This is a genomic window from Streptomyces sp. NPDC000345 (genome assembly GCF_042898825.1).
In the GTDB taxonomy this organism is placed as follows: Bacteria; Actinomycetota; Actinomycetes; order Streptomycetales; family Streptomycetaceae; genus Streptomyces.
Map to the genome: position 1 here is coordinate 65,887 of NZ_JBIAZE010000018.1, position 26,306 is coordinate 92,192.

The 26,306-nt window shown below is 73.6% G+C and carries 27 protein-coding genes; 15 read left to right on the forward strand and 12 right to left on the reverse strand.

The genetic code is table 11. From position 1 onward, the window contains the following. Window positions 1–150: 150 nt before the first annotated feature. Together ACFY30_RS33005 and ACFY30_RS33010 are read right to left on the reverse strand one after the other, a co-directional pair. On the reverse strand, window positions 151–330 hold the full coding sequence (locus ACFY30_RS33005) for a hypothetical protein (protein WP_390848814.1): 180 nt from the start codon (window positions 328–330) through the stop codon (window positions 151–153). A 160-nt stretch (window positions 331–490) separates the two neighbouring features. Next, window positions 491–1,366, reverse strand: coding sequence for an undecaprenyl-diphosphate phosphatase (locus ACFY30_RS33010; protein ID WP_390848815.1), 876 nt, complete (start codon window positions 1,364–1,366; stop codon window positions 491–493). A gap of 1,038 nt (window positions 1,367–2,404) precedes the next feature. Between ACFY30_RS33010 and ACFY30_RS33015 the strand changes: the two genes are divergently transcribed. The 3 genes from ACFY30_RS33015 to ACFY30_RS33025 are packed head-to-tail and all read left to right on the forward strand — an operon-like array spanning window position 2,405 to window position 5,198. Then, the gene (locus ACFY30_RS33015) at window positions 2,405–3,568 is read left to right on the forward strand and encodes a Gfo/Idh/MocA family protein (protein ID WP_390848816.1); all 1,164 of its coding nucleotides are present in this window, start codon (window positions 2,405–2,407) and stop codon (window positions 3,566–3,568) included. Continuing rightward, on the forward strand, window positions 3,565–4,494 hold the full coding sequence (locus tag ACFY30_RS33020; RefSeq protein ID WP_390848817.1) for a PmoA family protein: 930 nt from the start codon (window positions 3,565–3,567) through the stop codon (window positions 4,492–4,494). Before ACFY30_RS33015 ends, ACFY30_RS33020 begins: the two co-directional genes overlap by 4 nt. Beyond that, a complete protein-coding gene (locus tag ACFY30_RS33025) occupies window positions 4,488–5,198 on the forward strand; it encodes a cupin domain-containing protein (RefSeq protein WP_390848818.1) in 711 nt (236 codons plus the stop codon). Before ACFY30_RS33020 ends, ACFY30_RS33025 begins: the two co-directional genes overlap by 7 nt. Before the next feature lie 149 nt (window positions 5,199–5,347). On the opposite strand, the gene ACFY30_RS33030 is transcribed toward ACFY30_RS33025, so the two are convergent. Beyond that, entirely contained in the window at window positions 5,348–5,827 is a 480-nt protein-coding gene (locus ACFY30_RS33030; RefSeq protein WP_390848819.1) for a winged helix-turn-helix transcriptional regulator, read from the reverse strand. Window positions 5,828–5,943: 116 nt separating this feature from the next. Between ACFY30_RS33030 and ACFY30_RS33035 the strand changes: the two genes are divergently transcribed. After that, window positions 5,944–7,113, forward strand: coding sequence for a thiolase family protein (locus ACFY30_RS33035; protein ID WP_390848820.1), 1,170 nt, complete (start codon window positions 5,944–5,946; stop codon window positions 7,111–7,113). 45 nt (window positions 7,114–7,158) lie between these two features. Here ACFY30_RS33035 and ACFY30_RS33040 read toward each other — a convergent pair whose 3' ends face one another. Then, window positions 7,159–7,965 carry a TVP38/TMEM64 family protein gene (locus ACFY30_RS33040; RefSeq protein WP_390848821.1) on the reverse strand — a complete coding sequence of 269 codons (807 nt, stop codon included), beginning with the start codon at window positions 7,963–7,965 and terminating at the stop codon, window positions 7,159–7,161. A 49-nt stretch (window positions 7,966–8,014) separates the two neighbouring features. Here ACFY30_RS33040 and ACFY30_RS33045 point away from each other — a divergent pair, with 49 nt between their 5' ends. Further along, window positions 8,015–8,743, forward strand: a complete 729-nt coding sequence (locus ACFY30_RS33045; RefSeq protein ID WP_390848822.1) for a DNA alkylation repair protein — start codon at window positions 8,015–8,017, stop codon at window positions 8,741–8,743. Here ACFY30_RS33045 and ACFY30_RS33050 read toward each other — a convergent pair. Continuing rightward, a complete protein-coding gene (locus ACFY30_RS33050) occupies window positions 8,740–10,104 on the reverse strand; it encodes a cell filamentation protein Fic (RefSeq protein ID WP_390848913.1) in 1,365 nt (454 codons plus the stop codon). The two genes, ACFY30_RS33045 and ACFY30_RS33050, sit on opposite strands and share 4 nt — an antisense overlap. A 340-nt stretch (window positions 10,105–10,444) precedes the next feature. On the opposite strand from ACFY30_RS33050, the gene tuf reads away from it, so the two are divergent. Both tuf and ACFY30_RS33060 read left to right on the forward strand, forming a co-directional pair. After that, the gene (tuf, locus tag ACFY30_RS33055) at window positions 10,445–11,614 is read left to right on the forward strand and encodes an elongation factor Tu (protein ID WP_390848823.1); all 1,170 of its coding nucleotides are present in this window, start codon (window positions 10,445–10,447) and stop codon (window positions 11,612–11,614) included. A 112-nt stretch (window positions 11,615–11,726) separates the two neighbouring features. Beyond that, entirely contained in the window at window positions 11,727–12,584 is an 858-nt protein-coding gene (locus tag ACFY30_RS33060) for a spermidine synthase (RefSeq protein ID WP_390848824.1), read from the forward strand. Between the two features lie 237 nt (window positions 12,585–12,821). On the opposite strand, the gene ACFY30_RS33065 is transcribed toward ACFY30_RS33060, so the two are convergent. Beyond that, window positions 12,822–13,853 (reverse strand): hypothetical protein, encoded by a 1,032-nt coding sequence (locus ACFY30_RS33065; protein WP_390848825.1) that lies wholly within the window; start codon window positions 13,851–13,853, stop codon window positions 12,822–12,824. Window positions 13,854–14,465: 612 nt separating this feature from the next. On the opposite strand from ACFY30_RS33065, the gene ACFY30_RS33070 reads away from it, so the two are divergent. Beyond that, the gene (locus tag ACFY30_RS33070; RefSeq protein ID WP_390848914.1) at window positions 14,466–14,903 is read left to right on the forward strand and encodes a DUF4442 domain-containing protein; all 438 of its coding nucleotides are present in this window, start codon (window positions 14,466–14,468) and stop codon (window positions 14,901–14,903) included. 129 nt (window positions 14,904–15,032) lie between these two features. Here ACFY30_RS33070 and galU read toward each other — a convergent pair whose 3' ends face one another. Continuing rightward, on the reverse strand, window positions 15,033–15,965 hold the full coding sequence (galU, locus tag ACFY30_RS33075) for a UTP--glucose-1-phosphate uridylyltransferase GalU (RefSeq protein WP_390848826.1): 933 nt from the start codon (window positions 15,963–15,965) through the stop codon (window positions 15,033–15,035). A gap of 382 nt (window positions 15,966–16,347) precedes the next feature. Here galU and ACFY30_RS33080 point away from each other — a divergent pair, with 382 nt between their 5' ends. Further along, window positions 16,348–17,601: a hypothetical protein gene (locus ACFY30_RS33080; RefSeq protein ID WP_390848827.1), complete on the forward strand. Its 1,254-nt coding sequence runs from the start codon at window positions 16,348–16,350 to the stop codon at window positions 17,599–17,601. A gap of 595 nt (window positions 17,602–18,196) precedes the next feature. Further along, entirely contained in the window at window positions 18,197–18,436 is a 240-nt protein-coding gene (locus ACFY30_RS33085; protein WP_390848828.1) for a hypothetical protein, read from the forward strand. A 144-nt stretch (window positions 18,437–18,580) separates the two neighbouring features. Here ACFY30_RS33085 and ACFY30_RS33090 read toward each other — a convergent pair whose 3' ends face one another. Further along, the gene (locus tag ACFY30_RS33090; RefSeq protein WP_390848829.1) at window positions 18,581–18,979 is read right to left on the reverse strand and encodes a hypothetical protein; all 399 of its coding nucleotides are present in this window, start codon (window positions 18,977–18,979) and stop codon (window positions 18,581–18,583) included. 205 nt (window positions 18,980–19,184) lie between these two features. On the opposite strand from ACFY30_RS33090, the gene ACFY30_RS33095 reads away from it, so the two are divergent. Further along, window positions 19,185–19,829: a DedA family protein gene (locus ACFY30_RS33095; RefSeq protein WP_390848830.1), complete on the forward strand. Its 645-nt coding sequence runs from the start codon at window positions 19,185–19,187 to the stop codon at window positions 19,827–19,829. A 54-nt stretch (window positions 19,830–19,883) separates the two neighbouring features. On the opposite strand, the gene ACFY30_RS33100 is transcribed toward ACFY30_RS33095, so the two are convergent. Next, complete coding sequence (locus ACFY30_RS33100; RefSeq protein WP_390848831.1) at window positions 19,884–20,411, reverse strand: gamma carbonic anhydrase family protein; 528 nt, start codon at window positions 20,409–20,411, stop codon at window positions 19,884–19,886. Window positions 20,412–20,521: 110 nt separating this feature from the next. Here ACFY30_RS33100 and ACFY30_RS33105 point away from each other — a divergent pair, with 110 nt between their 5' ends. After that, window positions 20,522–21,286, forward strand: coding sequence for an acyltransferase (locus ACFY30_RS33105; protein ID WP_390848832.1), 765 nt, complete (start codon window positions 20,522–20,524; stop codon window positions 21,284–21,286). A 1-nt stretch (window position 21,287) separates the two neighbouring features. On the opposite strand, the gene ACFY30_RS33110 is transcribed toward ACFY30_RS33105, so the two are convergent. Beyond that, complete coding sequence (locus ACFY30_RS33110) at window positions 21,288–22,145, reverse strand: EamA family transporter (RefSeq protein ID WP_390848833.1); 858 nt, start codon at window positions 22,143–22,145, stop codon at window positions 21,288–21,290. 124 nt (window positions 22,146–22,269) lie between these two features. Between ACFY30_RS33110 and ACFY30_RS33115 the strand changes: the two genes are divergently transcribed. After that, entirely contained in the window at window positions 22,270–22,842 is a 573-nt protein-coding gene (locus ACFY30_RS33115) for a helix-turn-helix domain-containing protein (RefSeq protein WP_390657235.1), read from the forward strand. 43 nt (window positions 22,843–22,885) lie between these two features. Then, a complete protein-coding gene (locus ACFY30_RS33120; protein ID WP_390848834.1) occupies window positions 22,886–23,440 on the forward strand; it encodes a YbaK/EbsC family protein in 555 nt (184 codons plus the stop codon). A gap of 9 nt (window positions 23,441–23,449) precedes the next feature. Here the strand turns inward: ACFY30_RS33120 and ACFY30_RS33125 are convergent, their stop codons facing one another. Next, the gene (locus ACFY30_RS33125; protein ID WP_390848835.1) at window positions 23,450–24,619 is read right to left on the reverse strand and encodes a cation diffusion facilitator family transporter; all 1,170 of its coding nucleotides are present in this window, start codon (window positions 24,617–24,619) and stop codon (window positions 23,450–23,452) included. A 61-nt stretch (window positions 24,620–24,680) separates the two neighbouring features. On the opposite strand from ACFY30_RS33125, the gene ACFY30_RS33130 reads away from it, so the two are divergent. After that, a complete protein-coding gene (locus ACFY30_RS33130; protein ID WP_390657238.1) occupies window positions 24,681–25,040 on the forward strand; it encodes an ArsR/SmtB family transcription factor in 360 nt (119 codons plus the stop codon). Window positions 25,041–25,046: 6 nt separating this feature from the next. On the opposite strand, the gene ACFY30_RS33135 is transcribed toward ACFY30_RS33130, so the two are convergent. Continuing rightward, window positions 25,047–26,255: a 4-hydroxybenzoate 3-monooxygenase gene (locus ACFY30_RS33135; protein ID WP_390848836.1), complete on the reverse strand. Its 1,209-nt coding sequence runs from the start codon at window positions 26,253–26,255 to the stop codon at window positions 25,047–25,049. Window positions 26,256–26,306 lie beyond the last annotated feature (51 nt).

The following is a 26,306-nucleotide window of genomic DNA, read 5'->3' on the forward strand; positions in this document are numbered from 1 at the left end:
TGGCGAGTCGGCGTGGGGCCTCTGCGCGCCGGTCCGGTTTCGGCGGGCACGGACCAAAGCGGGTGTGGGCTGCCGCCGGCCCGGTCTCCGCCCGCGTCGGTGCGCGAGCAGCCGCCCGCGTCCGTCCTCGCCGCGCCCGCCGTACGGGCCTCAGGCCGCCTTGACGACCTCGCCGCGTATCGCCGCGGCCCACTCCACCACCAGCAGTTCGTACTCCGCCCGTTCCTGGGCCGACAGGGACCCGCCGGCGCGCAGCCACAAGGACCGGATGCGCTCGTTCAACTCGGCAGCGGACCGCACGGAACCACGGACGTCGGAATGCGGGGACATGTCTGAAGCGTAGGACCAGAGACTGACAGCGCGCTACCGACCCACTACGCGGACGGGTATGGGCTTCGTCACGGGTGATCGATCAAACGGCCTTTTCCGCAAGGGGGTTGACGCAATCAGGCTGCGGTCAGTCCTTCGGGAGCGCTTCGTGCCGGGGGGCTCAGCCCGCCGACTCCGCCGCGTGCGGGCTGAGCGCGCCCGTCGCGACGAGGGCGATGATCACGACTCCGAGGACGACGCGGTAGTAGACGAACGGCATGAAGGACTTGGTGCTGATGAACTTCATGAACCACGCGATGACGGCGTATCCGGACGCGAACGCGATCGCCGTGGCGAACAGCGTCGGCCCCCACGCCACATGGCCGGTCTCCAGCGCGTCCTTCACCTCGAAGGTCCCGGAGGCCAGCACCGCGGGAATGGCGAGCAGGAACGAGTAGCGGGCCGCGGCCTCGCGCTTGTAGCCCATGAACAGGCCGCCGCTGATCGTCGCACCGGAGCGGGAGACGCCCGGGACGAGGGCGCAGGCCTGGCAGAGGCCGAATATGAGGCCGTCCTTGACGCCCAGGTTCTCCAGCGTCTTGCGCTGCTTGGGCGCGCGGTGCTTTCCGCCCGTCTCGTCGCGCGCCGCCAGGCGGTCGGCGATGCCGATGACGACGCCGATGACCACGAGCATGGTCGCGGTGACCCGCAGATCACGGAAGGGACCCTCGATCTGGTCCTTGAGCGTGAGCCCCAGCACACCGATCGGGATCGAGCCGACGATCACCAGCCAGCCCATCTGGGCGTCGTGGTCCTTGCGCATCGTCTTGTCGAAGAGCGACTTCGACCACGCGGAGATGATCCGCCCGATGTCCTTGCGGAAGTAGATCAGCACCGCGGCCTCCGTGCCGATCTGGGTGATCGCCGTGAAGGCGGCGCCGGGGTCCTTCCAGCCCGAGAAGGCGGCGGTCAGCCGCAGGTGCGCGCTGGAGGAGACGGGGAGGAACTCGGTCAGCCCCTGGACGAGTCCGAGGATGAGGGATTCAAACCAAGACATGAGGTTATGGAGTCCAAGTGCCGATCGGAGAGGGGCGACGGAGGCGACGGGCCGTCCGCGCGGTGATCAAGGGTGTGCGAAGGGAAGCGTAGCGGTCCCGGGATACAGGCCCGGCACAGGGGTTTCGCAGGGGGCCGGAGCGACGGTTCTCGCGGGCCGCGAGGGCGGGGGTTTGGCGGCGGTGGGGGCGGGGTTGCGAAGGCGGTCGGGGCAGGGCATGCGCGGGCGGTCGGGCGTAACGCATGCGGGCGGTTGGGCGTAAGGGTTTCGCGGGCCGCCAGGTAGGGAGGCCGGGGCGCCGGGACGCCGGGGGGTGGCTGTTGGCGAGGAAGGAGGCTGCTGACCGCTGGGACGGGGTTCGCGGGACTCCGGTGCGAGGGCGTACGCGGGCGCCGGCAGGGGGTCCGCGGGTGACGGGGGGTGAGGCCGACCGGGCCATGGCGTCCGCGGCCCGTCGCCGCAGGGCCTCACCGGCCTCCGAGCGGTGGGTTCCGCAGCCCGCCGGGTCGGGTTCCCCGGGTGGCTGGAGCCAGGGTCTTCGCGGCCCGCCGTCGCACGGTCTCGCGGCAGCCGGGACCGGGGGAACCGGGTTGCGCCGGCCGTCGGCCGCCGGCCGCCGGGACGAGGCGCCAAAGGCGTCGCGGTCCGCTGAGGCCTCAGCGAGGCGCCGCAACCCGCCGCCCGAGGGTCTCGCGGCCCTTGGACGAGGGCTCGGGAGACCGCGAGAGCAGGTTTCCGCAGCGGCCGCGAGAGCGCTCACGCCCACCGCCGAACCGGCGCATCGCCGATCACCGGAACACGCGCATCACCGACCACCGGTACACGCGCATCACCGCCCCCCAGAACAACCGTTTCACCGGCCGCCAGGTCACCCGCTCTCCGGCCGCCACGTCAGCCCACGCGCGCATGGTTGACCGGCCCCAGCCGGGCCGCATACGTTGCTGCCGAGCGGAAAGCGCTTGCTGTGCGTGCTTGCTGCTCCGTTGCCGCTCACCCGGCCCTTTCGGGCCGTACGTCGGAGGAGTGCTGATCGCCCTCATGTCCCCATCCACTCCGCTCACTCCGCTCGCCGGCCGCCCCGTCCGGGCCGCCGTCATCGGTACCGGCGCCATCGGGCGCGGCTCCCACCTCCCCGCCCTCGAGCAGCTCGCGGCCGAGGGTGAGGCCGAGGTGGTCGCGGCCGTTGACATCGATGCCGCGGCGGTCGAGGCGTTCTGCGCGGAAGGCGGGGTTCCGCACGCGTACACCGACCTGGAGCGGATGCTCGCGGAGCAGCGGCCCGACCTGGTGACCATCTGCACCCCGCCGACCCTGCACCGCGAGCAGAGCGTGGCCGCGCTGCGGGCCGGTGCGTGGGTGTGGTGCGAGAAGCCGCCGGTGCCGACCCTCGCCGACTACGACGCCGTCGAGGCGGAGGAGGGGGCCGAGAGCGGGCCGTACGCCTCGATCGTCTTCCAGCACCGCTTCGGCTCCGGCACCCGGCATGTGCGGCGGCTGCTCGCCGAGGGGGCGCTGGGCAGGCCGCTGGTCGCGCACTGCCAGACCACCTGGTACCGCGACACCGCCTACTACGCGGTGCCCTGGCGCGGCCGCTGGCGGACCGAGGGCGGCGGCCCGGCGATGGGCCACGGCATCCACCAGATGGACCTGCTCCTCGACCTGCTCGGGCCGTGGAGCGAGGTGCGCGGCATGGCCGGGCGGCTCGTGCACGACGTCGAGACCGAGGACGTGTCCACCGCGCTGCTCCGCTTCGAGAGCGGGGCGATGGCGACCGTCGTCAACAGCGTGCTGAGCCCCGACGAGGTCAGCCGTATCCGCATCGACTGCGAGCGCGCCACCGTCGAACTCACCCATCTCTACGGTCATTCCAACGCCAACTGGCGGATCACCCCGGCCCCCGGCGTGCCCGGCGACGAGGCGGCCGCGTGGCAGGACTTCGGCGCGGACGTGCCCAGCTCGCACCTGGCGCAGTTGCGGGAGCTGGTGGCGAGCATGCGCGCCGGTGAGCGGCCGCGCAGCAGCGGCGCCGACGGGCGCACCAGCCTGGAGCTGATCACCGCGCTGTACAAGTCGGCGTTCACCGACACCACGGTGAAGCGGGGCGAGATCGGCCCCGGGGACCCGTACTACACGGCCCTGCACGGCGAGGCCCCCGGCTGGGCGCCGGGCACGGTCACGGCGGACGCGGAGGTGCCCGCGTGACCGGCGACCTGCGTCTCGTCCACACCCACGGCGACCGCGTCACGGTGTCGGACCCGGACGGCGGCGTCGAGCTGATGGCCTACGTCTACCGCGCGGAGGCGGCCTGGGAGGCGCCGAGGCCGTACATCCACCCGCTGCGGACGCTCGCGGGCGAGGTCGTCACGGACTACCGGCCCAACGACCACCGCTGGCACAAGGGCCTGTCGCTGACCGCCTCCCACCTCTCGGGCGCGAACCTGTGGGGCGGCAACTCGTACGTCCACGGCGAGGGGTACCTCGCCCTCCCCGAACGTGTCGGCTCGATGGCGCACGCCGGCTTCGACGAGGTCCGCGTCGACGGCGGCCGGGCGGTCATCGCGGAGCGGCTCACCTGGCACCCGTACGGCGGCGAGCTGTGGGCCGAGGAGGCGCGCCGGATCGAGGTGCACGACGTCGACCCGGCGTCCGGTTCCTGGGCGCTGACCTGGAGCAGCGCCATCACCAACCGGCGGGACGAGCCGCTCCGCTTCGGCAGCCCGACGACCGCCGGACGCGAGCTGGCGGGCTACACCGGCCTGTTCTGGCGCGGTCCGCGCGCCTTCCGTGACGGCCGGATCGTCGGACCGGACGGCGAGGGCCCCGCACTGATGGCCTCGCAGAGCCCCTGGCTCGCCCTCTCCGGCGAGCACGACGGATCCGACGGCCATGCCACCGTCGTCTTCGCGCACGCCCCGGAGAACGACCACTCGGGCGCCCACGGCGCCCACCCCGCCCACTGGTTCGTCCGCAACGAACCCTTCGCCGGCATGGCGCCGTCCTGGGCCTTCTTCGACGAGCTGGAACTCGCGCCCGGGGACACGCTCGCCCGCCGCTACCGCGTGATCGTGGCCGACGGCGCCTGGGAGCGGGAGGAGATCGCCGAGTACCTGGCGGCGCACCCGTGGTGAGCGCGTACGCCGGGCTGCCCGGCGGGGTCGCCGTCTCGCACCTGTGCGTGTACGACTGGCCCGCCGCCGACGGCTCGCACGGCGGAACCCCCCATATGCACCTGGCCTGTTCGGAGGGGTACGTCGTCACGGACGGCCGGGGCGCGGTCCAGACGCTGACCGTGTCCGGGTACGAGGTCACGCCCCTCGCGCCCGGCACGGTCGCCTGGTTCACGCCGGGCACCGTCCACCGGCTGGTCAACGAGGGCGATCTGCGGATCACCGTCCTGATGCAGAACAGCGGGCTCCCGGAGGCGGGCGACGCGGTTCTCACGCTGCCCCCGCGGTACCTGGCCGACCCGGAGACGTACGCCGCCGCGACCGCAGTCCCGGCGGACGCGCCGGAGGAGGAGCAGGCCCGCGTCGCCCGCGCCCGGCGTGATCTCGCCCTGGAGGGCTACCGCGCGCTGCGGGAGGCACCCGAGGGGCTGGCCGCCTTCCACCGGGCCGCGGCCGCGCTCGTACGGCCCCGGCTCGCCGAGTGGCGGGAACGCTGGCTGCGCGGCGCGCGGGCGGCGGCGGAGGCGACGGGGGAGCAGCTCGACCGGCTGGCGGAGGGCGACGCGTCCCACCTGGCCGAGGCGGTCGTACGGGCCGAACAGCCCTCCTCGTACGGGAAGTTCGGGATGTGCGGGCGGTTGGACGTGTACCCGCGACAGGGGTGACGGCGCGCACACGCTGAAGGGCGCCGACCCATGGCGCCCCGGCCCGGGCGTCGGCCGCCCCCCGGCACGCCTCCGCCCCCCCCCGCACGTCTCCGGGCCGCACGTCTCCGGGCCCGCGGGCGCCGGGCCGGGCCCGCCCGCCCGCCGGGCTAAGCCGCCGTCGGTCCCGCCACCGTCCAGCCCGGTACCTGCGGGTGGGCGCTGAGATCCTCGTGGCGGACCGCGTCGCCGCAGGACGAGCAGGTGACCACCGGGACCAGTTCGTTGCCGCAGACGTGCTCGATCACCATGGGGCGGTCGTCGTCGTCACGGAGGTGGCGGTCGCCCCACGCCATGAGGGTCATCAGGACCGGCTCCAGCTCCAGGCCCGCCTGCGTGGGCCGGTACTCGAAGCGCTGCGGACGCTCGCTGTAGGCGCGCTTGGTGAGGATGCCGGCGTCGACGAGGCGGCGCAGCCGGGTGGCCAGGATGTCGCGCGGGGCGCCGATGTTGCGCACCAGTTGGTCGAAGCGGCCGTTGCCGAGGCACACCTCCCGCAGGACGAGCAGGGAGTACTTCTCGCCGACGAGGGCGAGGGTGTCGGCGATCGAGCAGGGGCGCGGCTGTCGGGAGTCCTTGGAGGCGGCCATGCGGATCAGTCTAGGGGAGGGTTGGAAAATCCAACCTTAGTGGGTTGGATTTTCCAACTCGCTGGTCTACGGTGAGTTCGGATTTCCTACTCACCAGTAGTCGCGGAGGCCCGCACATGCGTGACGCAGTCATCGTCGAAGCCGTACGCACCCCCATCGGCAAGGGCAAGCCGAACGGCTCCCTCGCGCACGTCCATCCCGTCGAACTCCTCGCCCACACCCTGCGCGCCCTCGTCGAGCGCTCCGGCGTCGACCCCGCGCTGATCGACGACGTCATCGGCGGCACCGTCGACCAGGTCGGCGAACAGGCCATGAACACCACCCGCTACGCCCTCCTGTCGGCGGGCTTCCCGGAGACGGTCCCCGCGACCACGGTGGACCGGCAGTGCGGCTCCTCCCAGCAGGCCGTGCACTTCGCGGCGCAGGGGGTCATGTCCGGCGCCTACGACCTCGTCGTCGCCTGCGGGGTCGAGTCGATGAGCCGTGTGCCGATGTGGTCGAACGTGCCGCCCGGCAAGGACCCCTTCGGTCCCGGCGTCGCCGAGCGCTACCCGGACGGGCTCGTCCCGCAGGGCATCAGCGCCGAACTCATCGCCGCCAAGTGGTCCCTCACCCGGGAGCGGCTGGACGCCTTCGCCGTGTCCTCGCACCACCGGGCCGCCGACGCCTGGCGCACGGGCCTCTTCGACGCCGAGGTCGCACCGCTGGACGGGGTCGCGCGCGACGAGTGCGTACGGCCCGGCAGCACCCCCGAGATCCTCGCCGGGCTCAAGCCCGCCTACCACGACCCGGTGTTCGCCGAACGCTTCCCCCAGATCGAGTGGACCGTCACGGCCGGCAACGCCAGTCCCGTCAACGACGGCGCCTCGGCGGTGCTCATCACGTCCGGCGAGACCGCGGCCCGGCTCGGCCTGCGCCCGCTCGCCCGGCTGCACAGCTTCGCCGTCACCGGCTCCGACCCGCTGCTGATGCTCACCGGCGTGATCCCGGCGACCGAGAAGGTGCTGCGCAGGGCCGGTCTGCGCCTCGACGACATCGACCTGTTCGAGGTCAACGAGGCGTTCGCCAGCGTCGTCCTGGCCTGGCACCAGGAGACCGGCGCCGACCTCGCCAAGGTCAACGTGCACGGCGGCGCGATCGCGCTCGGCCATCCGCTCGGCGCGAGCGGCACCCGCCTGACGACGACCCTCGTCCACGCGATGCGCGAACGGGGCGCCCGCTACGCCCTGCAGACGATGTGCGAGGCGGGCGGCCTGGCGAACGCGATGATCCTGGAAGGCGTCTAGGACGGGGGCTCGCGACAGGCGCCGGCAGCCCCAGGAGCCCGGGATTTACGGCTTGCGCAGGTGGTGGCGCTTGCGCCAGGCCATCACCGCGCCCGCCACCATCGGCAGGGCGATGCACGCCAGGGCGATCAGGAAGAGCGGCGAGGTCGGGGCCGAGGCACGGGCCCCGGCGACGACATAGGCCGCCGTGTTAGGGATCGAGCCCAGCGCCGTCGCGACCAGGAAGGACACCCAGCCCATCCGGGAGACGGCCGCGCAGTAGTTGACGCCCCAGAACGGCAGCCCGGGAAACAGCCGCGCCGCCAGCATCGAGCGCAGCCCGTGCCGGCTCAGCTGACCGTCCGCCGCCTTCAGCAGCCGTCCGCGCAGCAGGGGCCGCAGAGCGTCCTGGCCCAGCACACGGCCGAGGCCGAAGGCGAGTCCGGCGCCCAGGACCGTGCCCGCCAGCGCCGTGGTCAGACCCATCGCCGAGCCGAACAGCGCGCCCGCGGCCAGGTTCAGCAGCGGCCGCGGCACGAACGCCACGGTGCACAGCCCGTACGCCACCGCGAACACGGCGGCCGCGGTCGCACCGCCCACCTGCGGTGGCCAGCCTTCGGCGAGGAGCTTCTGCGGCTCGAACAGCAGCACGCTCGCACCGGCCGCCGCCAGCAGCGCGACCAGCAGCGAGAACCGGGACCAGGGCGACAGCAGCACTCTGCCGAGGCGCGCCAGGGGACGGGCGGGCGCCGCGGCGGCGGGTACGGGGGCGGCGGGCAGGGGGACGACGGGCACGGGAACGAGGAACTCCGTGGCGGCGGCCCGGGGAGAGGCCGTGGCGGTGCCCCCAGAGCGGGTGGTGGCATCGAGCATCCCGCGACACTAACGGACGGACATGTGTGATCGCCGTATGGTTCGTCTCATGACCGGCACAGGCGCGGGCCCCCTCGACGTGCCGCACAGCGCCCTCGCCGACACCGTGCTGGAGCGCCTGACCGCCGTGTACGCGGGCGCGGCCGACCCCGCCAAGGCGGCTGTCATGCAGGCGTACATGAAGGACGTGGCCCCCTTCCTCGGCCTCCCCACGCCCGAACGCCGCGCCCTGTCCCGCACCGTCCTCGCGGGCACACCCCGCCCCGACGAGGCCGACTGCACGGCCGTCGCCCTGCGCTGCTGGGCACTGCCGCAGCGCGAGTACCACTACTTCGCCGTCGACTACCTGCGCCGCCACGCGGGCCGCTGCTCGTCGGCGTTCCTTCCGGTGGCCCACCGGCTGATCACCACGACCTCCTGGTGGGACACGGTCGACCTGCTCGCCGCGCATGTCGTCGGAGCCCTCGTCGCGGCCGACCCCCGCCTCACCGCCACCATGGACCTGTGGATCGCCGACGAGGACCTGTGGGTCGCGCGCACCGCCCTGCTGCACCAGCTCCGCTACAAGGACCGCACCGACGCCGAGCGCCTCTTCGCCTACTGCCTGCGCCAGTCCGGCCACCCGGACTTCTTCGTCCGCAAGGCGATCGGCTGGTGTCTGCGGGAGTACGCCAAGACCGACCCGGAGGCGGTCCGCGCCTTCCTCGCCCGCGAGCGGGGACGGTTCGCGCCGCTGACGGTGCGTGAGGCGCTGAAGAACATCGGGACCGCCGGCTAGGCCGTGGGCCGGCTCCGGCGGGACTCCGCCAGATGCGTGTCGATGTACCGGGTCAGGATCAGCGCGTCCTGGGGGTCGTCGGCCTGGAAGGCGATGCGGCGGAGCAGGAACACCTTGTCGAGCGCGACGCCCTCGCGGGCGAGGACGAAGACCAGGGCGAGAACGGCGGACCGGGCGTTGCCGTCGTCGAAGGGATGGAAGAAGCAGACGTCCAGATACGCGCGGGCGGCGCGCGCGGTCAGGGAGGCGGGCCGGCCACCGTCCGGTGCGCTCTCGGCCAGGCACGCGTCGAGGCGCGCCCGGGTGTCCGGACCGATCCCGTACCGTTCCCGGCCCTCCTTGGCGAAGGCGGGCAGGCTGCGGAAGGGCGGCGGCTGCGCCGTGCCCAGGACGTGCCGCTGCCAGCCGCGCAGCAGTTCGAAGTCGAGCGGGGCGCCGCGCGCCGCGTCGGCCCGGACCAGCTCCAGAGCGGCGAGCATGCCTTCGGCGCGGGCGGGGTCCAGCGCGCCGTCGAAGGCGCGGATGTCCTCCGCGGCGCCGTCGCACGACGGTGTCACCGGTCCCGCCGCGTCACCACCGTCCGGCGCCTGTGGCCAGGGCACGTCCTCACGCACCGCGAGCCAGGCTCGCAGGTGGTCGCGCGCGGGCCCGGCGGACCACACGCCGTCGCCCGGCCGCAGGGACAGCGCCAGCTGCTCGGCGACGTCGTCCAGCAGCGGTCTGTCGGGGCCGGTCCAGCTCCGGAAGCGCCCCCCGATGGCTCGGGCGACCAGCTTCTCCGCGTGGTCGGGCGCGACTCCCCAGCGGCCGAGGAACCAGGTGAGCACCTGGTGGCAGTGCCCGTACCAGCCGCTGCCGCAGCCGGTGCGGTCGGTCACCTGCAGGATCAGGTTGCGGGCGGCGCACTCCCACAGGATGCGCTGGTCCTCGACCGACGCCAGGTCCAGCGGGTACGCCTCGAACCACCCGGCGAGACTCTCCAGCCACGCGCGCCACTCGCACAGCCCCGCGACGACACGGCCGAGCGTCTCGTGCGGAGTGGTGACCGAGTGCGAAGGACAGCACCAGCTCCCGACCGGCCCCCCGTCGAAGTCCCCCTCGTCGTGCGCCCAGCGCCAGCCCGCGGCCCAGCGGCCGTAATGTTCGACGAGGGCGTGCGACACGGCGTCGGCCCAGGGCCGGGCCCCGTCCCAGACCCAGTCGTACCCCGCCGGGCCGGCGGACGAGACGTCGGGGCGGCGTGGCACCCGCCGGGCCGGGCCGAGCGCGTGCACCACCCGCGCCGCCGACGCGCCGTCGAAGGGATGACGGGCGGGATCCACCTCGTCCCAGCTCAGATGGCGCGGGGACAGCTCAAGCATCACCGCGCAAACATGCCACGGCCACCCGGCGCCCGTTCAAGTCGATTACGGGCCGCCGGCGGGGAGCCCCGTCGTCGGGGGGCCGCCAAAAACCATTCGACACCGAACGAACCGTCGGCAATGATCGGCACCATGTTCCGGTTCGCCTTCGTCGTCGCAGCATCCGCCGTCGCGGATGCCCCGAAGGCTGCCGTCCCGCTGTTCCTGGCCGCCGTCGACGGCGCCCGAAGCTGACCCTCCCCGGATCGCCCGGCGGACCCCGCAGGGGGAGGGTCGGGCGGTTCCCGGGGTCCCCGTCTCCCGCCGGAGATCTTCCACGCAGACGCTGCGAGGTACAGCCATGCCCAAGACCGCGTACGTACGCACCAAGCCGCACGTGAACATCGGCACCATGGGGCACGTCGACCATGGCAAGACCACCCTGACCGCCGCCATCACCAAGGTCCTCGCCGACCGGGGCGCCGGCACCTTCGTGCCCTTCGACCGCATCGACCGCGCCCCCGAGGAGGCGGCGCGCGGCATCACCATCAACATCGCGCACGTCGAGTACGAGACCGACACCCGGCACTACGCGCACGTCGACATGCCGGGCCACGCCGACTACGTCAAGAACATGGTCACCGGCGCCGCCCAGCTCGACGGCGCGATCCTCGTCGTCTCCGCGCTCGACGGGATCATGCCGCAGACCGCCGAACACGTCCTGCTCGCCCGGCAGGTGGGCGTCGACCACATCGTGGTCGCCCTCAACAAGGCCGACGCGGGCGACGAGGAACTCATCGACCTGGTCGAGCTGGAGGTCCGCGACCTGCTCACCGAGCACGGCTACGGCGGCGACGCCGCGCCCGTCGTACGGGTCTCGGGGCTGAGGGCCCTGGAGGGCGACCCGCGCTGGACCGCGTCGATCGACGCGCTGCTCGACGCCGTGGACACGTACGTCCCGATGCCCGAGCGGTACCTGGACGCGCCGTTCCTGCTGCCCGTGGAGAACGTCCTCACCATCACGGGGCGGGGGACCGTCGTCACCGGTGCGGTGGAACGGGGGACACTGCGCCTGGGGGAGCCGGTCCACGTGCTCGGTGCCGGCCTCGACACCGTGGTGACGGGGATCGAGACCTTCGGGAAGCCGATGCGGGAGGCGCAGGCCGGGGACAACGTGGCGCTGCTGCTGCGGGGCGTGCCGCGGGACGCCGTCCGGCGGGGGCATGTGGTGGCGGCACCGGGGAGCGTCAGTCCGAGCCGCCGTTTCACGGCGCAGGTGTATGTGCTGTCGGCGCGTGAAGGGGGCCGTACGACGCCTGTCTCGACCGGGTACCGGCCGCAGTTCTACATCCGTACGGCGGACGTCGTGGGGGACGTGGACCTGGGCGAGGCGGCGGTGGCGAGGCCCGGGGAGCGCGTGGTGATGACCGTCGAACTGGGGCGGGAGGTGCCCCTGGAGGCGGGGCTCGGGTTCGCCATCCGTGAGGGCGGGCGGACCGTGGGGGCGGGGACCGTGACCGCCGTTCTGTGAGCGTGGCCGCGGTGTGCGGGGGCCGCGGGCCGGGCAGGGGCCGGCCGCGCGGTTCCCCGCACCCTCCCGGCGGGCCCCCACGCGGGCGTCGGACCGGCTCCCTCCCGGCACAATGGGGCACGTGAACGACGAGCCCATACCCGTCACCCGCGCCGTCGACCACGGCACCGCCAAACTGATGCCCGACGTCGACCGGGAGCGGGCCTGGCTGCTGACGGTGGACGGGGCGCCGCAGTCGTACGTGGACCTGGACGCGCCGACGCATCTGGAGTTCGAGTACGCGCGGCGGCTCGGGCATGTCCTGGACACCGTCGCCGAGGCGGGACGCCCGCTGGACGTGCTGCATCTCGGCGGCGGGGCGCTCACACTGCCCCGCTACCTGGCCGCGACCCGGCCGGGCTCGCGCCAGGACGTCGTCGACGCCGACCGGGGGCTGCTGGAACTGGTCGTCGAGCACCTGCCGCTCCCGGACGGCGCCGGTGTCGCGCTGCACCCGGCCGACGCCCGGGCCTGGCTGGAGGCGGCCCCGGACGACTCCGCCGACGTGCTCGTCGCCGACGTCTTCGGGGGTTCCCGGGTCCCCGCCCATCTGACGTCCCTCGCCTACGCCCGAGAGGCCCAACGGGTCCTGCGTGGCGACGGCGTGTACCTCGCCAACCTCGCCGACGCGGCGCCCTTCACCTTCCTGCGGTCCCAACTGGCCAACTTCGCGGCGGTGTTCGAAGAGCTCGTGCTCATCGCCGAGCCGGCCGTCCTGCGCGGCCGCCGCTTCGGCAACGCGGTCCTCGTCGCCGCGCACCACCCCGTCGACGTGACCGCCCTGGCCCGCCGTACCGCCTCGGACGCCTTCCCGGCCCGGGTGGAACACGGCCCAGGGCTGCGGCGGTTCATCGGTGACGCGCGTCCGGTGCGCGACGAGGACGCCGTACCGTCACCCGAGCCACCGGACGGGGCGTTCGGCATCGGCTGAACCGCCCGCCCCCCGTGACCGGACCCCGGGTCCTACGGAACCACGTCCCGCTCGCTCTCGGGAGGGCTGGCAGGTTCGTCACGAACGCGGCGGCGGTCAGCAGGCTGTAGTTGCGGCCCGCCCACGCGGGTCCGCGCAGGCGGCGGGTGTCGGCGGAAGGGGTCACCTGCCGACTGTCCCCGCCCGTGCCCCGGTCTGCCAACCGGATTGCCCGTCGGAAGCGGTCCGCTGGTCCGCTCAGTTCGCCGTGGGCTCGCCGTGCCACCGCACGGTGCTCAGGATCTTCAGGACCGTGGCCTTCGGGACCTCGTCCTTCACGCCCTTGGCCCCGTACCAGTTCCAGGACACGTAGTCGCCCTGGGAGTTCTTGAAGCCGAACGTGATCGCCTTGCCGTCGCTGTCGCACTTGCCCTTCTGGGGCGTGTTCGTCGACTGGGCCCAGGCGTAGCTGCCCTTGATGCCGGACGCGGTGGTGAAGGCGGTCGCCTTCTCGTCGTAGCTGATGCTCTTCTTGTCCGGCTCGGTGTAACCGCCGAAGACCCACCACGCCGGGGTGTTGAGGGCGATCTCGTCGGTGTTCTTGGCCCCTTCGGCACCCTTGGTGCCGGCCATCGCCAGCGGTGTGTAGTCCGTCTTGCCGTCCTTGTCGCTGTCCGTGCCGCACCACTTGGACTTGTACTCGGCGGTGCCCGACATCAGGATCGAGCCGTATCCGCTGGGCTCCTCCTTGTCCTCCCACTCGAAGCCCTGGCCGAGGCCCGGCTTCTGGACCTCCCAGTCGGCCGGCACGTCGAAGGCGAGGCCCCACTTGGGGTTCACCACGACCTTCCAGCCGGAGACGGTCGCCTGCTCCTCCTCGCCGTCGCGCGGGTTGTCGTCCGTGCCGGTGGAGGCGGACGCCGAGGCGGAGGCGGAGGCCGAGGCCGAGGCGCTGCCCTTGGCCACCTCGGCCGGCTTGTCGTCGTCGCTGCCCAGCACCAGGAACCCGGTGACACCGGCGGTCACGACGACGGCCGTGGCCGCGACGATCGCGACCACCTTGGTGCGGTTGCCCCCACCCCCGCCACCGGGCTGCGGCTGCGGCGCGCCCGCGGCGGTCGGGGTGCCCCACTGCGGCTGCTGCGCATAGGGGTTGGGCTGCTGGTACCCCGGTTGCTGATAGCCGGGCTGCTGATAGGGATTCGGCTGCTGGTATCCCGGCTGCTGGTACGGATTGTTCTGCGCCTGCGGGTTCTGCTCTCCCCCGGGCGGCTGGTTTCCTGGCCACATGGCGAGAAACCCTAGTGCCGTCCGGGACACGGTAGGGTCACCGCCCCTCGTCAGGGCCGTACCGAATCAGGAGCCGGCGGGCTCGTACACGCGTACTGTGCCCATGATCCTCCGGATTGCGGGTGTGGTCGGGCCGGGCGCAGGCGCCCAAGACCCACGCGGCCGGTACGTCGAAGGCGATGCCCCGGTCGGCGTTCACCACGGCCTTCCAGCCGGCGACGGTCGGCTGCGCGGCCGCGGTGCCGCTCGGGTCCGCCGAGGCCGACGCGGCGGAGCGAGCCGTACGGCGCCCGTCAGCCGGCGGCCACCAGCACGGCGCCGGCCGCGGTGATCGCCACCGCCTTCGTCCGCCGGCCCCCACCGGGTGGCGGGGGGTGCGGCCGTCATGGTCGGTGCGGTCCAGGAGGCGGCCGGCTGCTGGGTGCGGGGGTCGGGCTGCTGACAGCCGGGGCCGCTCCTACGGGCTCGGCTGAGGAGGCCGGCTGGGGCCGCAGGCCGGCGGTTGCTCTCCCGGCCACATCCGCATGGGCGGCGGGCGTACGGCGATTCATCACACGGGCCTGGCCAGCCGAGGCTACTCATGGGTAACATCCGGGCATGAGCGCAGACCAGATGTCCATCGGCGAGATGCTCGCCGCCACGGTGCCCATGGCCCGGACCCTCAACCTCGATTTCCTCGAGACCAGCCGGGACCGGGCCGTCGTCGCCCTGCCGGACCAGAGTGACTACCACAATCACGTGGGCGGCCCGCACGCCGGCGCGATGTTCACGCTCGGTGAGTCCGCCAGCGGCGCGATCGTGCTGGCCGCGTTCGGCGACCAGCTCTCGCGCGCCGTGCCGCTCGCCGTCAGCGCCCAGATCGCCTACAAGAAGCTCGCGATGGGTCCCGTCACCGCCACCGCGACGCTGGGCCGCCCGGCCGCCGAGGTCGTCGCGCAGCTCGACGCGGGGGAGCGCCCCGAGTTCCCGGTGGCGATCGAGATCCGCCGCGCCGACGGCGCCGTCACCGGCGAGATGACCGTCGTGTGGACACTGCGCCCCAACGGCTGAGCGACACCGACGCGTCAGGGGCCCGTACGGCGGTGAGGGGGTACGCCGGCACCGGGCTCCCGCCAGTCCCGGCCCCGCCGTCACCCGGCCCCTCGCAGTCGCAGACGGTCCGGCGGCGAGGCGGGGGCGTCAGGCTGCGAGCTGCTCGTGGTCGGTCGTGCCGCCGTTCTCCAGCTCCGCCACGAAGTCCTTGAGCCAGGCCACGAACTCCGGTCCCAGGTCGGGCCGGTCGCAGGCCAGCCGGACCACCGTGCGCAGGTAGTCGGCCTTGTCGCCGGTGTCGTAGCGGCGGCCGGAGAAGACCACGCCGTGGACCGTGCCGTCCGCGGCCAGTTCCTGCAGGGCGTCGGTGAGCTGGATCTCGCCGCCGCGGCCGGGCCCGGTGCGTTCCAGGACGTCGAAGACGGCCGGGTCCAGGACATAGCGCCCGATGACGGCGTACCGGCTGGGCGCGACCTCGCGCGACGGTTTCTCCACCAGTCCGGTGACCCGTACGACGCCGTCCTCGCCGGACGGTTCGACGGCCGCGCAGCCGTAGAGGTGGACCTGCTCCGGAGGGACCTCCATCAGGGCGACGACGCTGCCGGCGTGCCGGTCGCGGACCTCCAGCATCCGGCTGAGCAGGGTGTCGCGCGGGTCGATGAGGTCGTCGCCCAGGAGGACGGCGAAGGGCTGGTCGCCGACGTGGTGGCGGGCGCACAGCACCGCGTGGCCGAGCCCGAGCGGGTCGCCCTGCCGGATGTGGTGGATGTCGGCGAGCCGGGCCGGGTCGCGCACCGCGTCCAGCCGTACGGTGTCGCCCTTGGCCGCGAGAGCCTGTTCCAGCTCGAAGGCGTGGTCGAAGTGGTCCTCGATGGCCCGCTTGTGCCGGCCGGTGACCATCAGGATGTCGTCCAGACCGGCCGCGGCGGCCTCCTCGACGACGTACTGGATGGCCGGCTTGTCGACGACCGGCAGCATTTCCTTCGGGGTGGCCTTCGTCGCGGGCAGGAAGCGGGTGCCGAGGCCCGCCGCCGGGACGACCGCCTTGCGGACCGTGGGTGCGGAGTGGGGGGTACTCATGTGGATCATGTTGTACGAACGGGATGGGAGTATCCCGAGAGCCGCATTGGAGATTCCTGTGGAGCGCGTCCGGTGCCGGTAAGTTGCAGATTCCGTGTGCCAACCGGCCTGGCTCGTCCACAAGTTGAGTCGCGGAGTCCGGCCGCATTTCGAATGCGAGTGTGGATACCGCCGGTAACTTATCTGGAATTCCCGCGCTTTGAACTTGGGTCGATCTGACTCCTTGTTTCCTGTGATGCGCGTGTGCGAAGGTGAGCCTCCCCTTGCGGCCGAGCCGGTAGTCCCCATCCGGCCAGGTCAAAGGTACGCACCAATCAGCCACCTGCTTTCCGACGGACGCGCTATTCGCGTACGTCCCGTCGGCTTGGAAGGAAATGGTTCCGTGCAGTCCCCGAACCCCCCGCGACCCCCTTACCCGCCCCGTCCCGGATGGCACCCCGGCGATTCCGACCCCCACCTCATCGCCCGGCTGGCCCAGGGTGACGGAACCGGTCGCGCGGTCGCCCTGCTGCTCGCCCGGCACTGGCCGGCCGCCCAGGACTACGCGGCGGTCTGCCTGGCCGACACCGGCGACTCGGCGCGGCTCGTGGCCGCCGCCGCGTTCCACACGGTGTTCGCCCGGCTCGCCGACGGGCACGGGGGAGGGGCCCTGCGGCCCCAACTCCTCATCGCCGTGCGGAACACGGTCCGGGAATGGGCCGGGAACGAAGGACTTTCCGCCTTCCTGCCGGAGTTGCGCAAAACCGTCGGCGGCCGCGGCCTGCGTGCCGCACGGCCCGGCACCCCCGAAAGGCGGCAGCTCGCCGAGCGCGCTTTCTCCTTGCTTCCGGCCGCCTCCCAATGCCTGCTGTGGCACACCGAGGTGGAGGCGGAACCCATATCCGTGCCGGCCGCTCTGCTGGGCGTGGACGACATCACGGCGACGGCCGGACTGGAACAGGCCCGCGAGCAATTCCGGGCGGGCTGCGTCCGCGCCCACCGCGAACTCGCGCCCACCCCCGAATGCCGCTTCTACAACCGCCTCCTCGACGTTCCCCTGCGCCGCGGCGGAACCCTGCTGCCCGATGTCCGCAGGCATCTCGCGCACTGCCGCTTCTGCCGGCACGCCGCCGAACAGCTCAGCCACTTCGACGGCGGGCTGGACGCCCTGCTCGCCGAGACCGTTCTGGGCTGGGGAGCCCACCGCTACCTCGGCTCACGCCCCGCCCGCACCGCGTCCGGCGGCCGCCCGGCCGGGCCCGCTCCGACGCGCCCGACCGGACGCCATCGCACGACGTCGGCCGGGCTGCTCGCCCTGCCGGGCGGGCGGCGCTCCACGGCCGTGCTCGTCGGCGTCGGCCTGACCTCCCTCGTCCTGCTGGCGACCGTCCTCGTGGCCAAGGGCTGGTCCGACGACAACGGTGTCCCCGCCTCCCGCGCCACCTGGGGCGTGCCGGCCGGCGGCACCAGCAGCCCGGGCGCCGACGACCGCCCGCCCTCCGCCTCGCCCTCGGCCGCCTCCGGCGCCCGCTCCGGGGAGGTCGCCCACGGGCGGTTGCGCAGCCCGGAGACGGGGCGCTGCCTCGACGGCCGCACACCGGACGCGAGCGGGAACGCCAAGGCGGCCGCCAGGCTGAGAGACCTCTGCGCCTCCTAGTGCGGCGTCACAGGGGTAGCTCGCGCCCGGTCCGGTGCGCCGGCCGTCCTGGCGGACTGCTCCTCGGCCGCCTCCCGACAGTGGTCGTACCGGGACGATGGGCCGCTGCGCAGCGCCGCCGCCCCCACCCTCTGCCTGGCCGCCGACACCGGCCGGGCGCCGGCCGCGCCGGCCGGCTGCGTGGTGCACTCCGGCGAGGTCTTCTTCGGCCTGACCGTCCGCGGTGAACTGCTGCCGCGCGGGGGCGGAGAGCTGGTCGTGGCCCCCGGCACCGGGGGGCCCGGGCGCAGGCCGTGGTCGCGCAACGGGACGGTCCCGAGCGCCGCCGCTGGGTGTTCGACACGGCCGGCACCGGCGGGCCCGGCGGCGCAGGCGATTCAGGCGGCACCGGCAGGCCCGGCGGCGCGGGCGGCGCGGGGACGGGGTCCACGTCGGTTCCTGAGGGGCGGTCACCGGTGGAGCCGGTGGCGCGGGCGATGCGGGCGGCGCGGGGACGGGGTCCACGTCGGTTCCTGAGGGGCGGTCACCGGTGGAGCCGGTGGCGCGGGCGATGCGGGCGGCGCGGGCCACGCCGGTTCCTGAGGGGCGGTCACCGGTGGAGCCGGCGGCGGCGCCCACCGCCCCGCCGCTCTCCCGCGGCACCGGCCCGGCGCCCACCGAGCCCACGCCGGGCGGGTCCGGGACGGTTCCCCGGCCCTCGGGGGCCGAGACGAGGATCGCCCAGACCGGCTGCTGCGGAGCGCCCGAGCCGGCCGGGGACCGCCACCCCCTGCCGGCTCCCGTCGACGCGGTCGCCGACACCGTCGCGGACGTGACGACGGCACTCGGCCGCTGAACCGTACGGATGCGGAACCGGCCGCACGCCCGTGCCCTGGCCGACGACGTTCGCCCCGCAGGGGTTCGTCCCGACGCCCGGCCGCACACACTCCCGCCCCGCGCTCCGCACGCCCCGGGCGCGAGGTACCCCTGTGACGCCGCACTAGGAGGCGCAGAGGTCCCTCAAACCGGCGGCCGCCTTGTCGATCCCGCTCGCGTCCGGTGTGCGGCCGTCGAGGATGTCCTGGTTGTAGTCCCGTATCGCCCGGTGGAGGTCGTTCACCGCCTTGCCGACCTCGGTGTCGTCCGCGCCGTCGTCGATCTTGTCGAGGTTCTTCTCGATCGTGGCGATGGAGTCCTCGGCGCTCGACGGGTCCTCGGTCGCGTCCGCTCCGGCCTCGTCGATCGCCGCGACGGTCCGCGTGATGGCGTCGGCGTGCGAGAGGCAGTCGGCCGGGTCGCCGAACTCGCAGCCGGTGAGCAGTCCGGTGGTCAGCGCGGCCGCCGCCGCGACGGAGGAGATGACGGCGGTACGGCGACGGCGCCGACGGTTCACGGGCATGGGAGGGGTCCCTTCTTCGCTGCTGCTTCGCGCTGCTGTGGTCACCGACCACGATCACGCGGGCCGCGGCGCCGTCACGAGGGACCGCACCCCCCGATCCGTGGTGGAGTCCGCTCCACCACGGATCCCGGCCGGGGCCGGCAGACCCGGTAGGCTTCCCGGCAGCACGCGACGTTCAAGGAATGCCAAAGGGGAGGGACCGCCGGTGCACGTCCAGGAGTGGCTCGACACGGTGCCCGCGGCGGCCGTCTACGCCGTGGTCGGCCTGGTCATCGGGCTGGAGAGCCTCGGCATCCCGCTGCCCGGCGAGATCATCCTGGTCTCCGCCGCGCTGCTGTCCTCCCAGCACGGCGGCATCAACCCCGTCATCCTCGGCACCGTCGCCTCCGCGGGCGCCGTGATCGGTGACTCGATCGGCTACGCCATCGGCCGCAAGGGCGGGCGCCCGCTGCTGGCCTGGCTCGGCAAGAGGTTCCCGAAGCACTTCGGCGAGGCGCACATCGCCACGGCCGAGCGGTCCTTCGAGAAGTGGGGCATGTGGGCCGTCTTCTTCGGCCGTTTCATCGCCCTGCTCCGCATCTTCGCCGGCCCGCTCGCGGGCGTGCTGCACATGCCGTACTGGAAGTTCCTCATCGCCAACGTGCTGGGCGGGATCGTCTGGGCGGGCGGGACGACGGCCGTCATCTACTACGTCGGGGTGGTCGCGGAGTCCTGGCTGAAGAGGTTCTCCTGGCTGGGGCTGGTGCTGGCGGTGCTGATCGGCCTCACGTCCTTCCTCGTCATCCGGCGCAAGGCCAGGAAGGCCCAGGCCGCGCAGCAGGAACCGGAGCCGGTCCCCGCCGGGGAGTGAGGCCCGCCCCGAGGGGCGCCGGGGACCGCGCGGCCGGCCACCCCGCACCCGCGGTCAGCGATGCAGCTCTCCGTGAGCCTTCGCGAGTTCCGCGTACAGGGTGCCGTTCAGGGTGACGCCCTGCCGCTCCTCCTCCGTCAGCTCCCGCCTGACCTTGGCCGGCACCCCGGCCACCAGCGACCCGGGTGGCACCTCCATCCCCTGCGGGACCAGCGCCTGCGCGGCGACGAGCGAACCCTCCCCGATCACCGCCCCGTTGAGCACCGTCGCCCCCATCCCGATCAGACAGTCGTCCCCGACGGTCGCCCCGTGCACGACCGCGTTGTGGCCGATGGACACCCGCTCGCCGACGGTGACCGGGAAGCCGGGGTCGGCGTGCAGGGTCACGTTGTCCTGGATGTTGGCGTCGCGCCGGACGGTGATCCGCTCGACGTCACCGCGCACTACCGCCCCGTACCAGACGCTCGCCCCCGCCTCCAGCGTCACGTCCCCGACGACCGAGGCCGTCGGCGCCACGAACGCCTCCTCGTCGACCTTCGGTTCCCTGCCGCCGATGCCCACGATCAGCGCCCTGTGCGTCATCACCGTCTCCTCGTGTCCGTCGTACCGTCGCACCGTACGCCACCCCGGTGGGGCGAAGATCACAGGCCTGCGGCCGTATCCCCGCACCGGGCGCTGAGTACGGTGAACGGGTGCCGAAGCGCAAGAACACGTTCTCATCCTGGCGGGGCCGCCTCGCGCAGCGCGCCGTCCACGCGGGCTGGGCCTGGGTGCAGCGCGCCGGCTCCGTCACCGCCGAGCACCCCGGACGTCTGCGCTTCGGCTCGATCGGACCGGCGACCCGGCTCGCCTTCCCGCTCGGCACCGTCTTCGGCGAGCCCTGGATCCACCTCGGCTCCCACTGCATCGTCGGCGAACAGGTCACCCTGACGGCCGGTCTGATGCCCGACCTCGACCTGGGCCCGGACCCGATCCTGCGCATCGGCGACGGGGTCGTCCTGGGCCGGGGCAGCCACGTCATCGCCGACACGACGGTCACCATCGGCAGCGACTGCTACTTCGGTCCGTACGTCTACGTCACCTCCACCAACCACTCCTACGACGATCCGCACGAGCCCATCGGCAAGCAGTGGCCGCGCATGGAGCCGGTGGAGATCGGCCCCGGGTGCTGGATCGGCACCGGCGCGGTGATCCTGCCGGGGGCGCGGATCGGGCGGAACGTCGTGGTCGCGGCGGGGGCCGTGGTGCGCGGGACCGTCCCCGACCACGCCGTCGTCGCGGGCGCGCCCGCCAGAGTCGTACGACGGTGGACTCCCGGCGAGGGCTGGCAGCCGCCGCTGCGCACCCCGGCGCCGGTGCCGATCCCGGACGGGGTCACCCCGGACCAGCTGGTCGCGCTGTCGGACCTCGACGAGGAGACGGTGGAGAAGCTGGCACAGCTGGAGCCCGAGGGCTGACTCAGCCGGTCGCGAGCAGCAGCGTGCCGACCAGCGCCAGCCCCGCGCCCGCCGCCTGCACGGCCCGCAGCCGCTCCCGCAGGAAGCCGCGCGCGGCCAGGGCGGTCACCACGGGGTAGAGGGAGGCGAGCACGGCGGCCACGGTCACCGGGCCGTGCTGGGCGGCGACCGCGTAGGTGCCGTTGGCGGCGACGTCGGCGAGCCCCACGAAGGCGTACGCCGGCAGCGCGGCCCGGGGCAGTCCGCCCTCGGGGAGCGCGGGCGTGCCGCGCCGGACCGTGGCGTACAGGACGGCGCCGCCCACCGCCGCACTGGTCACGCGCTGCACGAAGAGGGCGAGGAACAGGCCGGTGACCGTCGTCGACGCCTCGGTGATCAGCACGAACACCGTGCCGAAGCCGAGCGCCGCGACCAGTGTGAGCAGCACGGCCCGCCGCTGGACCGCCGCGCCGCGCAGCTGCGGACCGCCCGCCAGGACGACGCCCGCGACCGCGACCGCGATGCCCGCGACCTGGACCAGCCCGGGGCGCTCGCCGAGGAACAGCCCGACCGAGACCGGGACGGCCACGCTCAGGGTGGCCAGCGGGGAGACCACACCCATCGGGCCCAGCGCCAGCGCCTGGTAGAAGGCGAGCAGGGCGACCGGGCCGGCCAGACCGGCGGCGACCGCGAACCACAGGCGCGGCCCAGCCTCGCTCCAGCCGCCGCCGGTGACCACGACCGCGCCGAGGACGACCGCCGCGATCGACTGCGACACGACGACCACCGTCAGGGCCGGGGCACGACGGGTCAGCAGCCCGCCGCCGAAGTCGGCCAGGCCCCACAGCAGGCTGGTGGCCAGGGCGAAGAGTGCTGTCACGGTCCCTCGCAGTACAGTTCGGTGCACGATCAGGTGCACCCCACCGTAGTTCATGGAAGTGGACCCCGGCATCCAGAATATTGGACTCCTGGCCCGGAGGGGAACGGACGGAATTGGACGGAACGTGTCGGACCTCGACCTGCTGACCCAGTCCCTGGCGCGCAACGTCAAGCGCTGGCGCACCGAGCGCGGCTTCACCCTCGACACGCTCGCCGCCCGCGCGGGCGTCAGCCGCGGCATGCTGATCCAGATCGAGCAGGCCCGCACCAACCCCAGCCTCGGCACGGTCGTCAAGATCGGCGACGCGCTCGGCATCAGCATCACCACCCTGCTCGACTACGAACAGGGCCCCAAGGTCCGCGTCGTCCCCGCCGACCAGGTGGTCCGGCTGTGGCACACCGAGGCGGGCAGCTACAGCCGCCTCCTCGCGGGCACGGAGGCGCCCGGCCCGCTGGAGATGTGGGACTGGAGGCTGATGCCCGGCGAGAGCAGCGGCTCCGACCCGCACCCGGCCGGCACGGTCGAGATCGCCCATGTCACGGCCGGTGAGCTGACCCTCACCGTCGAGGGCGCGGAGTTCCGCGTCCCGGCCGGTGCGAGCGTCACTTTCGAGGCCAACGCGGCCCATACGTACGCCAATCGGGGCGAGGTCCCGACCGAGATGGTGCTGACCGTGTCCGTGCCGCCCGTGCACTGAGACACCGCCGCCCCGCCCGGCCGGGTCTTGTCAGCGTGCGGACATGCGCGCACCCATCGGACACTTCGACACCGCCGCCCCCGCCCCCGACTGCCTCGACGAGCTGACCGGCCCGGTCGCCGACGCCGTGCGCCACTGGAGCGGCAGCGTGCCCGCCGAACAGCTCGTCCACGTCGACACCGACCCCCGGTGGGCCGACACCGCGGTCTTCGTCGAGCACTACGGGCAGGAGCTGCTGGAGCGGTCCGCGAACTGTGTCGTCGTGGCGGGCAAGCGCGGCGGGGAGACCACCCTCGCCGCGTGTGTCGTCCTCTCCACCACCCGGGTGGACGTCAACGGCGCCGTCCGCCGTCAACTGGGCGCCCGCAAGGCCTCGTTCGCCCCGATGGACACGGCGGTCGGGGAGACCGGCATGGAGTACGGCGGCATCACCCCGATCGGCCTGCCCGCCGCCTGGCCGGTGCTGGTGGACTCCCGCGTCGTCGACCTGCCGTACGTCCTGGTGGGCAGCGGGCGCCGGCGCGGCAAGCTGCTCGTCCCGGGCAAGGCGCTGGCCGAACTGCCGGGCGCGGTCGTGCTGGAGGGGCTGGGGGTCTGACGCCCCCGCTCAGGCCGCCGTGTGGTGGGCGAGGGCCAGGTGCGGATCCGCCTCGCCCGGCACCGGCGCCGGGTCCGCGTGCACCAGGGCCGCGGTGAGCCGGGGGACCGCGTGCAGCAGCGCGTGCTCCGCGTTCACGGCGATCGCGTGCGCCTCGCGTACCGTCGCCTCGCCGTCCACGACGACCGCCACCTCGGCGCGCAGCCGGTGCCCGATCCAGCGCAGCCGCAGCTCGCCCACCCCGTGCACCCCTGCGACCTCCCGCAGCGCCCGCTCGGCCCGGTCGACCAGGGCCGGGTCCACGGCGTCCAGCACCCGCCGGAACACCTCCCGCGCCGCGTCCCGCAGCACCAGCGCGATCGCCGCGGTGATCACCAGTCCCACGACCGGGTCGGCCGCCTGCCACCCCAGCGCCGAACCGCCCGCCCCCACCAGCACGGCCAGTGAGGTGAAGCCGTCCGTGCGCGCGTGCAGCCCGTCCGCCACCAGCGCCGCCGAGCCGATCGAGCGGCCGACGCGGATGCGGTACCGGGCCACCCACTCGTTGCCCGCGAAGCCGGCCAGCGCGGCCACCGCGACGGCGCCGAGGTGTTCGACCGGCCGGGGATGAAGAAGCCGCTCGACCGCCGTCCAGCCGGCGAAGACCGCCGACCCGGCGATGGTCAGCACGATCGCGAGACCCGCCAGGTCCTCGGCGCGCCCGTAGCCGTACGTGAAGCGGCGGGTGGCCGCCCGCCGGCCGAGCACGAAGGCGATGCCGAGCGGTACGGCGGTCAGCGCGTCCGCCGCGTTGTGCACCGTGTCGCCGAGCAGGGCCACCGACCCCGAGACCACCACCACGACCGCCTGGACCAGGGCCGTCACGCCCAGCACCGCCAGGGAGACCCACAGGGCGCGCATGCCCCGGGCCGAGGACTCCAGGGCCCGGTCGAGCTTGTCGGCGGTCTCGTGGGAGTGCGGGGTGAGCAGGTGCTCCAGGCGGTGGCGGAGGCCGGCGGAGGGGCGGTGGGACGAGGGGTCAGGGGCGTGACGGCGGTCGTGTCCCTGAGGGGCGTCGGGCCCGTCGGGGTGTTCGTGCCCGCGGGGATGCCCGGGCCCGTGGTGGTGCCCGTGCCGGTGGCGGTGCTCGTCCCCGAGGGGGTGGTCGTGACCGTGGTGGTGGTCGTGCTGCTCGCTCACGTCGGTCCCTTCAGGTGCGCCGGGGTGGACGTGCGTACGCCCACCCCGCCATTATGTGCGTATGAGCGCACGCATGCACCTGTCACCTGCGCACCATGTGCACCCGCGCACCCCCGGCGAGGAGCAGTTCGCGCTCGCGGCCGAGCTGCTGGCCCTGCTCGGCGACCGCACCCGGCTCACCCTGCTGCACGCCCTGACCTCCGGCGCGGCCGACGTGACCACACTGACGGAGGCGTGCGGGGCCGCCCGGCCGGCGGTCAGTCAGCACCTGGCCCGGCTGCGGCTGGCCGGACTCGTGCAGACCCGCAAGGAGGGCCGCCGGGTGATCTACTCCCTCTCCGACGGCCATCTGCGCCGCCTGCTGGACGAGGCGCTGAACGTGGCCGACCACCGGCTCGGGGACCAGCCGGTGCACGACTAGGGCACGTCAGTAGTGCTCGGCGGTTCCCAGGTACTGCTCGGCGAAGGCGGCCGCGGCGGCGGGTGAGGTGAACAGGCGGCGCAGCCGGGCGAAGGCCGTGCCCGCGCGGAACGGGTCCCCGGCCGCGGTGCCGTGGTAGACCTCCGACAGCCACTGCGAGAACTCCTGGTAGTCCCACACCCGGCGCAGACACAGCTCCGAGTAGCCGTCCAGGCCTCCGCCGTCCCCGCCGTCGAGACAGGCGCACAGCGCGTCGCCCAGCAGGAACGCGTCGTGCAGAGCCAGGTTCATGCCCTTGGCGGCGATCGGTGCGACGAGATGCGCCGCGTCACCGGCCAGGAAGAGCCGCCCGTACGTCATCGGTTCGACCACGTAGTCGTGCATGTCGAGCACCCGCTTCTCGATCAGCGGTCCCTCGGTGAGCGGCGGGGCGCCCGCGCCCGCGAGGCGCTGGTGCAGCTCGGACCAGACGCGGTCGTGGGGCCAGTCGTCCGGGTCGTCGCCGGGCGGACACTGGAGGTAGTAGCGGGTCACCTCGGGGCTGCGGGCCATGTGCCCGGCGAAGCCGTTGGGGTGGACGCCGAACACCACGCAGTCGGCGGACGGCGGCGCCTCGGCGAGCAGGGCCAGCCAGGCGACGCCGTAGTCGTGCCGCGCGATCCGCAGGTGCTCCGGCGGCAGCGCGTTCCGGCTGACCCCGCGCGCCCCGTCGGCGCCGACGACGAAGTCGCAGTGCAGCAAACGCCGTTCACCCGTCTCCGGGCAGGTGTACGACACCGCGGGGCGGGCGGAGTCCAGGTCGTGCAGCTCGACGTCGCGCACGGAGAACCGGGCGTCACCGGCGCGCACGTCGACGTACTCGTGGACGAGGTCCGTCACCAGCAACGGCTGCGGGTACACCCAGTGGTGATGACCCGTCAGTTCGGCGTAGGAGAGGCGGTACCGCTCGCCGCCGAAGCGGAACTCGCAGGCGGTGTGCCGCTGGGCCCGCGCCAGCAGGTTCCCGGCCAGGCCGCGCTGCTGGAGACCGCGGACGGCCCACTCCTCCAGGACGCCGGCCCGCGGCCGCTGCTCGATGAACGCACGGCTCTCCGTCTCCAGGACGACACAGTCGACGGCCGCGGCCCGCAGGATGTTGCCGACGGTCAGTCCCGCGGGCCCCGCGCCGAGGATGACGACCGAAGCATGGCCGGGGGCAGGGGAGTTGGTGGTCACCCGCACATTATGGACGCCCTCTGGAACAGGCCGGCCGTCCGGCGGTCACGC

Coding starts and splice junctions, on each gene's coding strand:
- ACFY30_RS33065 (WP_390848825.1), bottom strand. CDS start 13,853: ATGTGGCCAGGAAACCAGCCGCCCGGGGGAGAGCAGAACCCGCAGGCG.
- ACFY30_RS33120 (WP_390848834.1), top strand. CDS start 22,886: ATGCGCGCACCCATCGGACACTTCGACACCGCCGCCCCCGCCCCCGAC.
- ACFY30_RS33100 (WP_390848831.1), bottom strand. CDS start 20,411: ATGACGCACAGGGCGCTGATCGTGGGCATCGGCGGCAGGGAACCGAAG.
- ACFY30_RS33015 (WP_390848816.1), top strand. CDS start 2,405: ATGTCCCCATCCACTCCGCTCACTCCGCTCGCCGGCCGCCCCGTCCGG.
- ACFY30_RS33040 (WP_390848821.1), bottom strand. CDS start 7,965: ATGCTCGATGCCACCACCCGCTCTGGGGGCACCGCCACGGCCTCTCCC.
- ACFY30_RS33090 (WP_390848829.1), bottom strand. CDS start 18,979: ATGCCCGTGAACCGTCGGCGCCGTCGCCGTACCGCCGTCATCTCCTCC.
- tuf (WP_390848823.1), top strand. CDS start 10,445: ATGCCCAAGACCGCGTACGTACGCACCAAGCCGCACGTGAACATCGGC.
- ACFY30_RS33070 (WP_390848914.1), top strand. CDS start 14,466: ATGTCCATCGGCGAGATGCTCGCCGCCACGGTGCCCATGGCCCGGACC.
- ACFY30_RS33060 (WP_390848824.1), top strand. CDS start 11,727: ATGGGGCACGTGAACGACGAGCCCATACCCGTCACCCGCGCCGTCGAC.
- ACFY30_RS33005 (WP_390848814.1), bottom strand. CDS start 330: ATGTCCCCGCATTCCGACGTCCGTGGTTCCGTGCGGTCCGCTGCCGAG.
- ACFY30_RS33130 (WP_390657238.1), top strand. CDS start 24,681: ATGAGCGCACGCATGCACCTGTCACCTGCGCACCATGTGCACCCGCGC.
- galU (WP_390848826.1), bottom strand. CDS start 15,965: ATGAGTACCCCCCACTCCGCACCCACGGTCCGCAAGGCGGTCGTCCCG.
- ACFY30_RS33050 (WP_390848913.1), bottom strand. CDS start 10,104: ATGCTTGAGCTGTCCCCGCGCCATCTGAGCTGGGACGAGGTGGATCCC.
- ACFY30_RS33035 (WP_390848820.1), top strand. CDS start 5,944: ATGCGTGACGCAGTCATCGTCGAAGCCGTACGCACCCCCATCGGCAAG.
- ACFY30_RS33045 (WP_390848822.1), top strand. CDS start 8,015: ATGACCGGCACAGGCGCGGGCCCCCTCGACGTGCCGCACAGCGCCCTC.
- ACFY30_RS33030 (WP_390848819.1), bottom strand. CDS start 5,827: ATGGCCGCCTCCAAGGACTCCCGACAGCCGCGCCCCTGCTCGATCGCC.
- ACFY30_RS33010 (WP_390848815.1), bottom strand. CDS start 1,366: ATGTCTTGGTTTGAATCCCTCATCCTCGGACTCGTCCAGGGGCTGACC.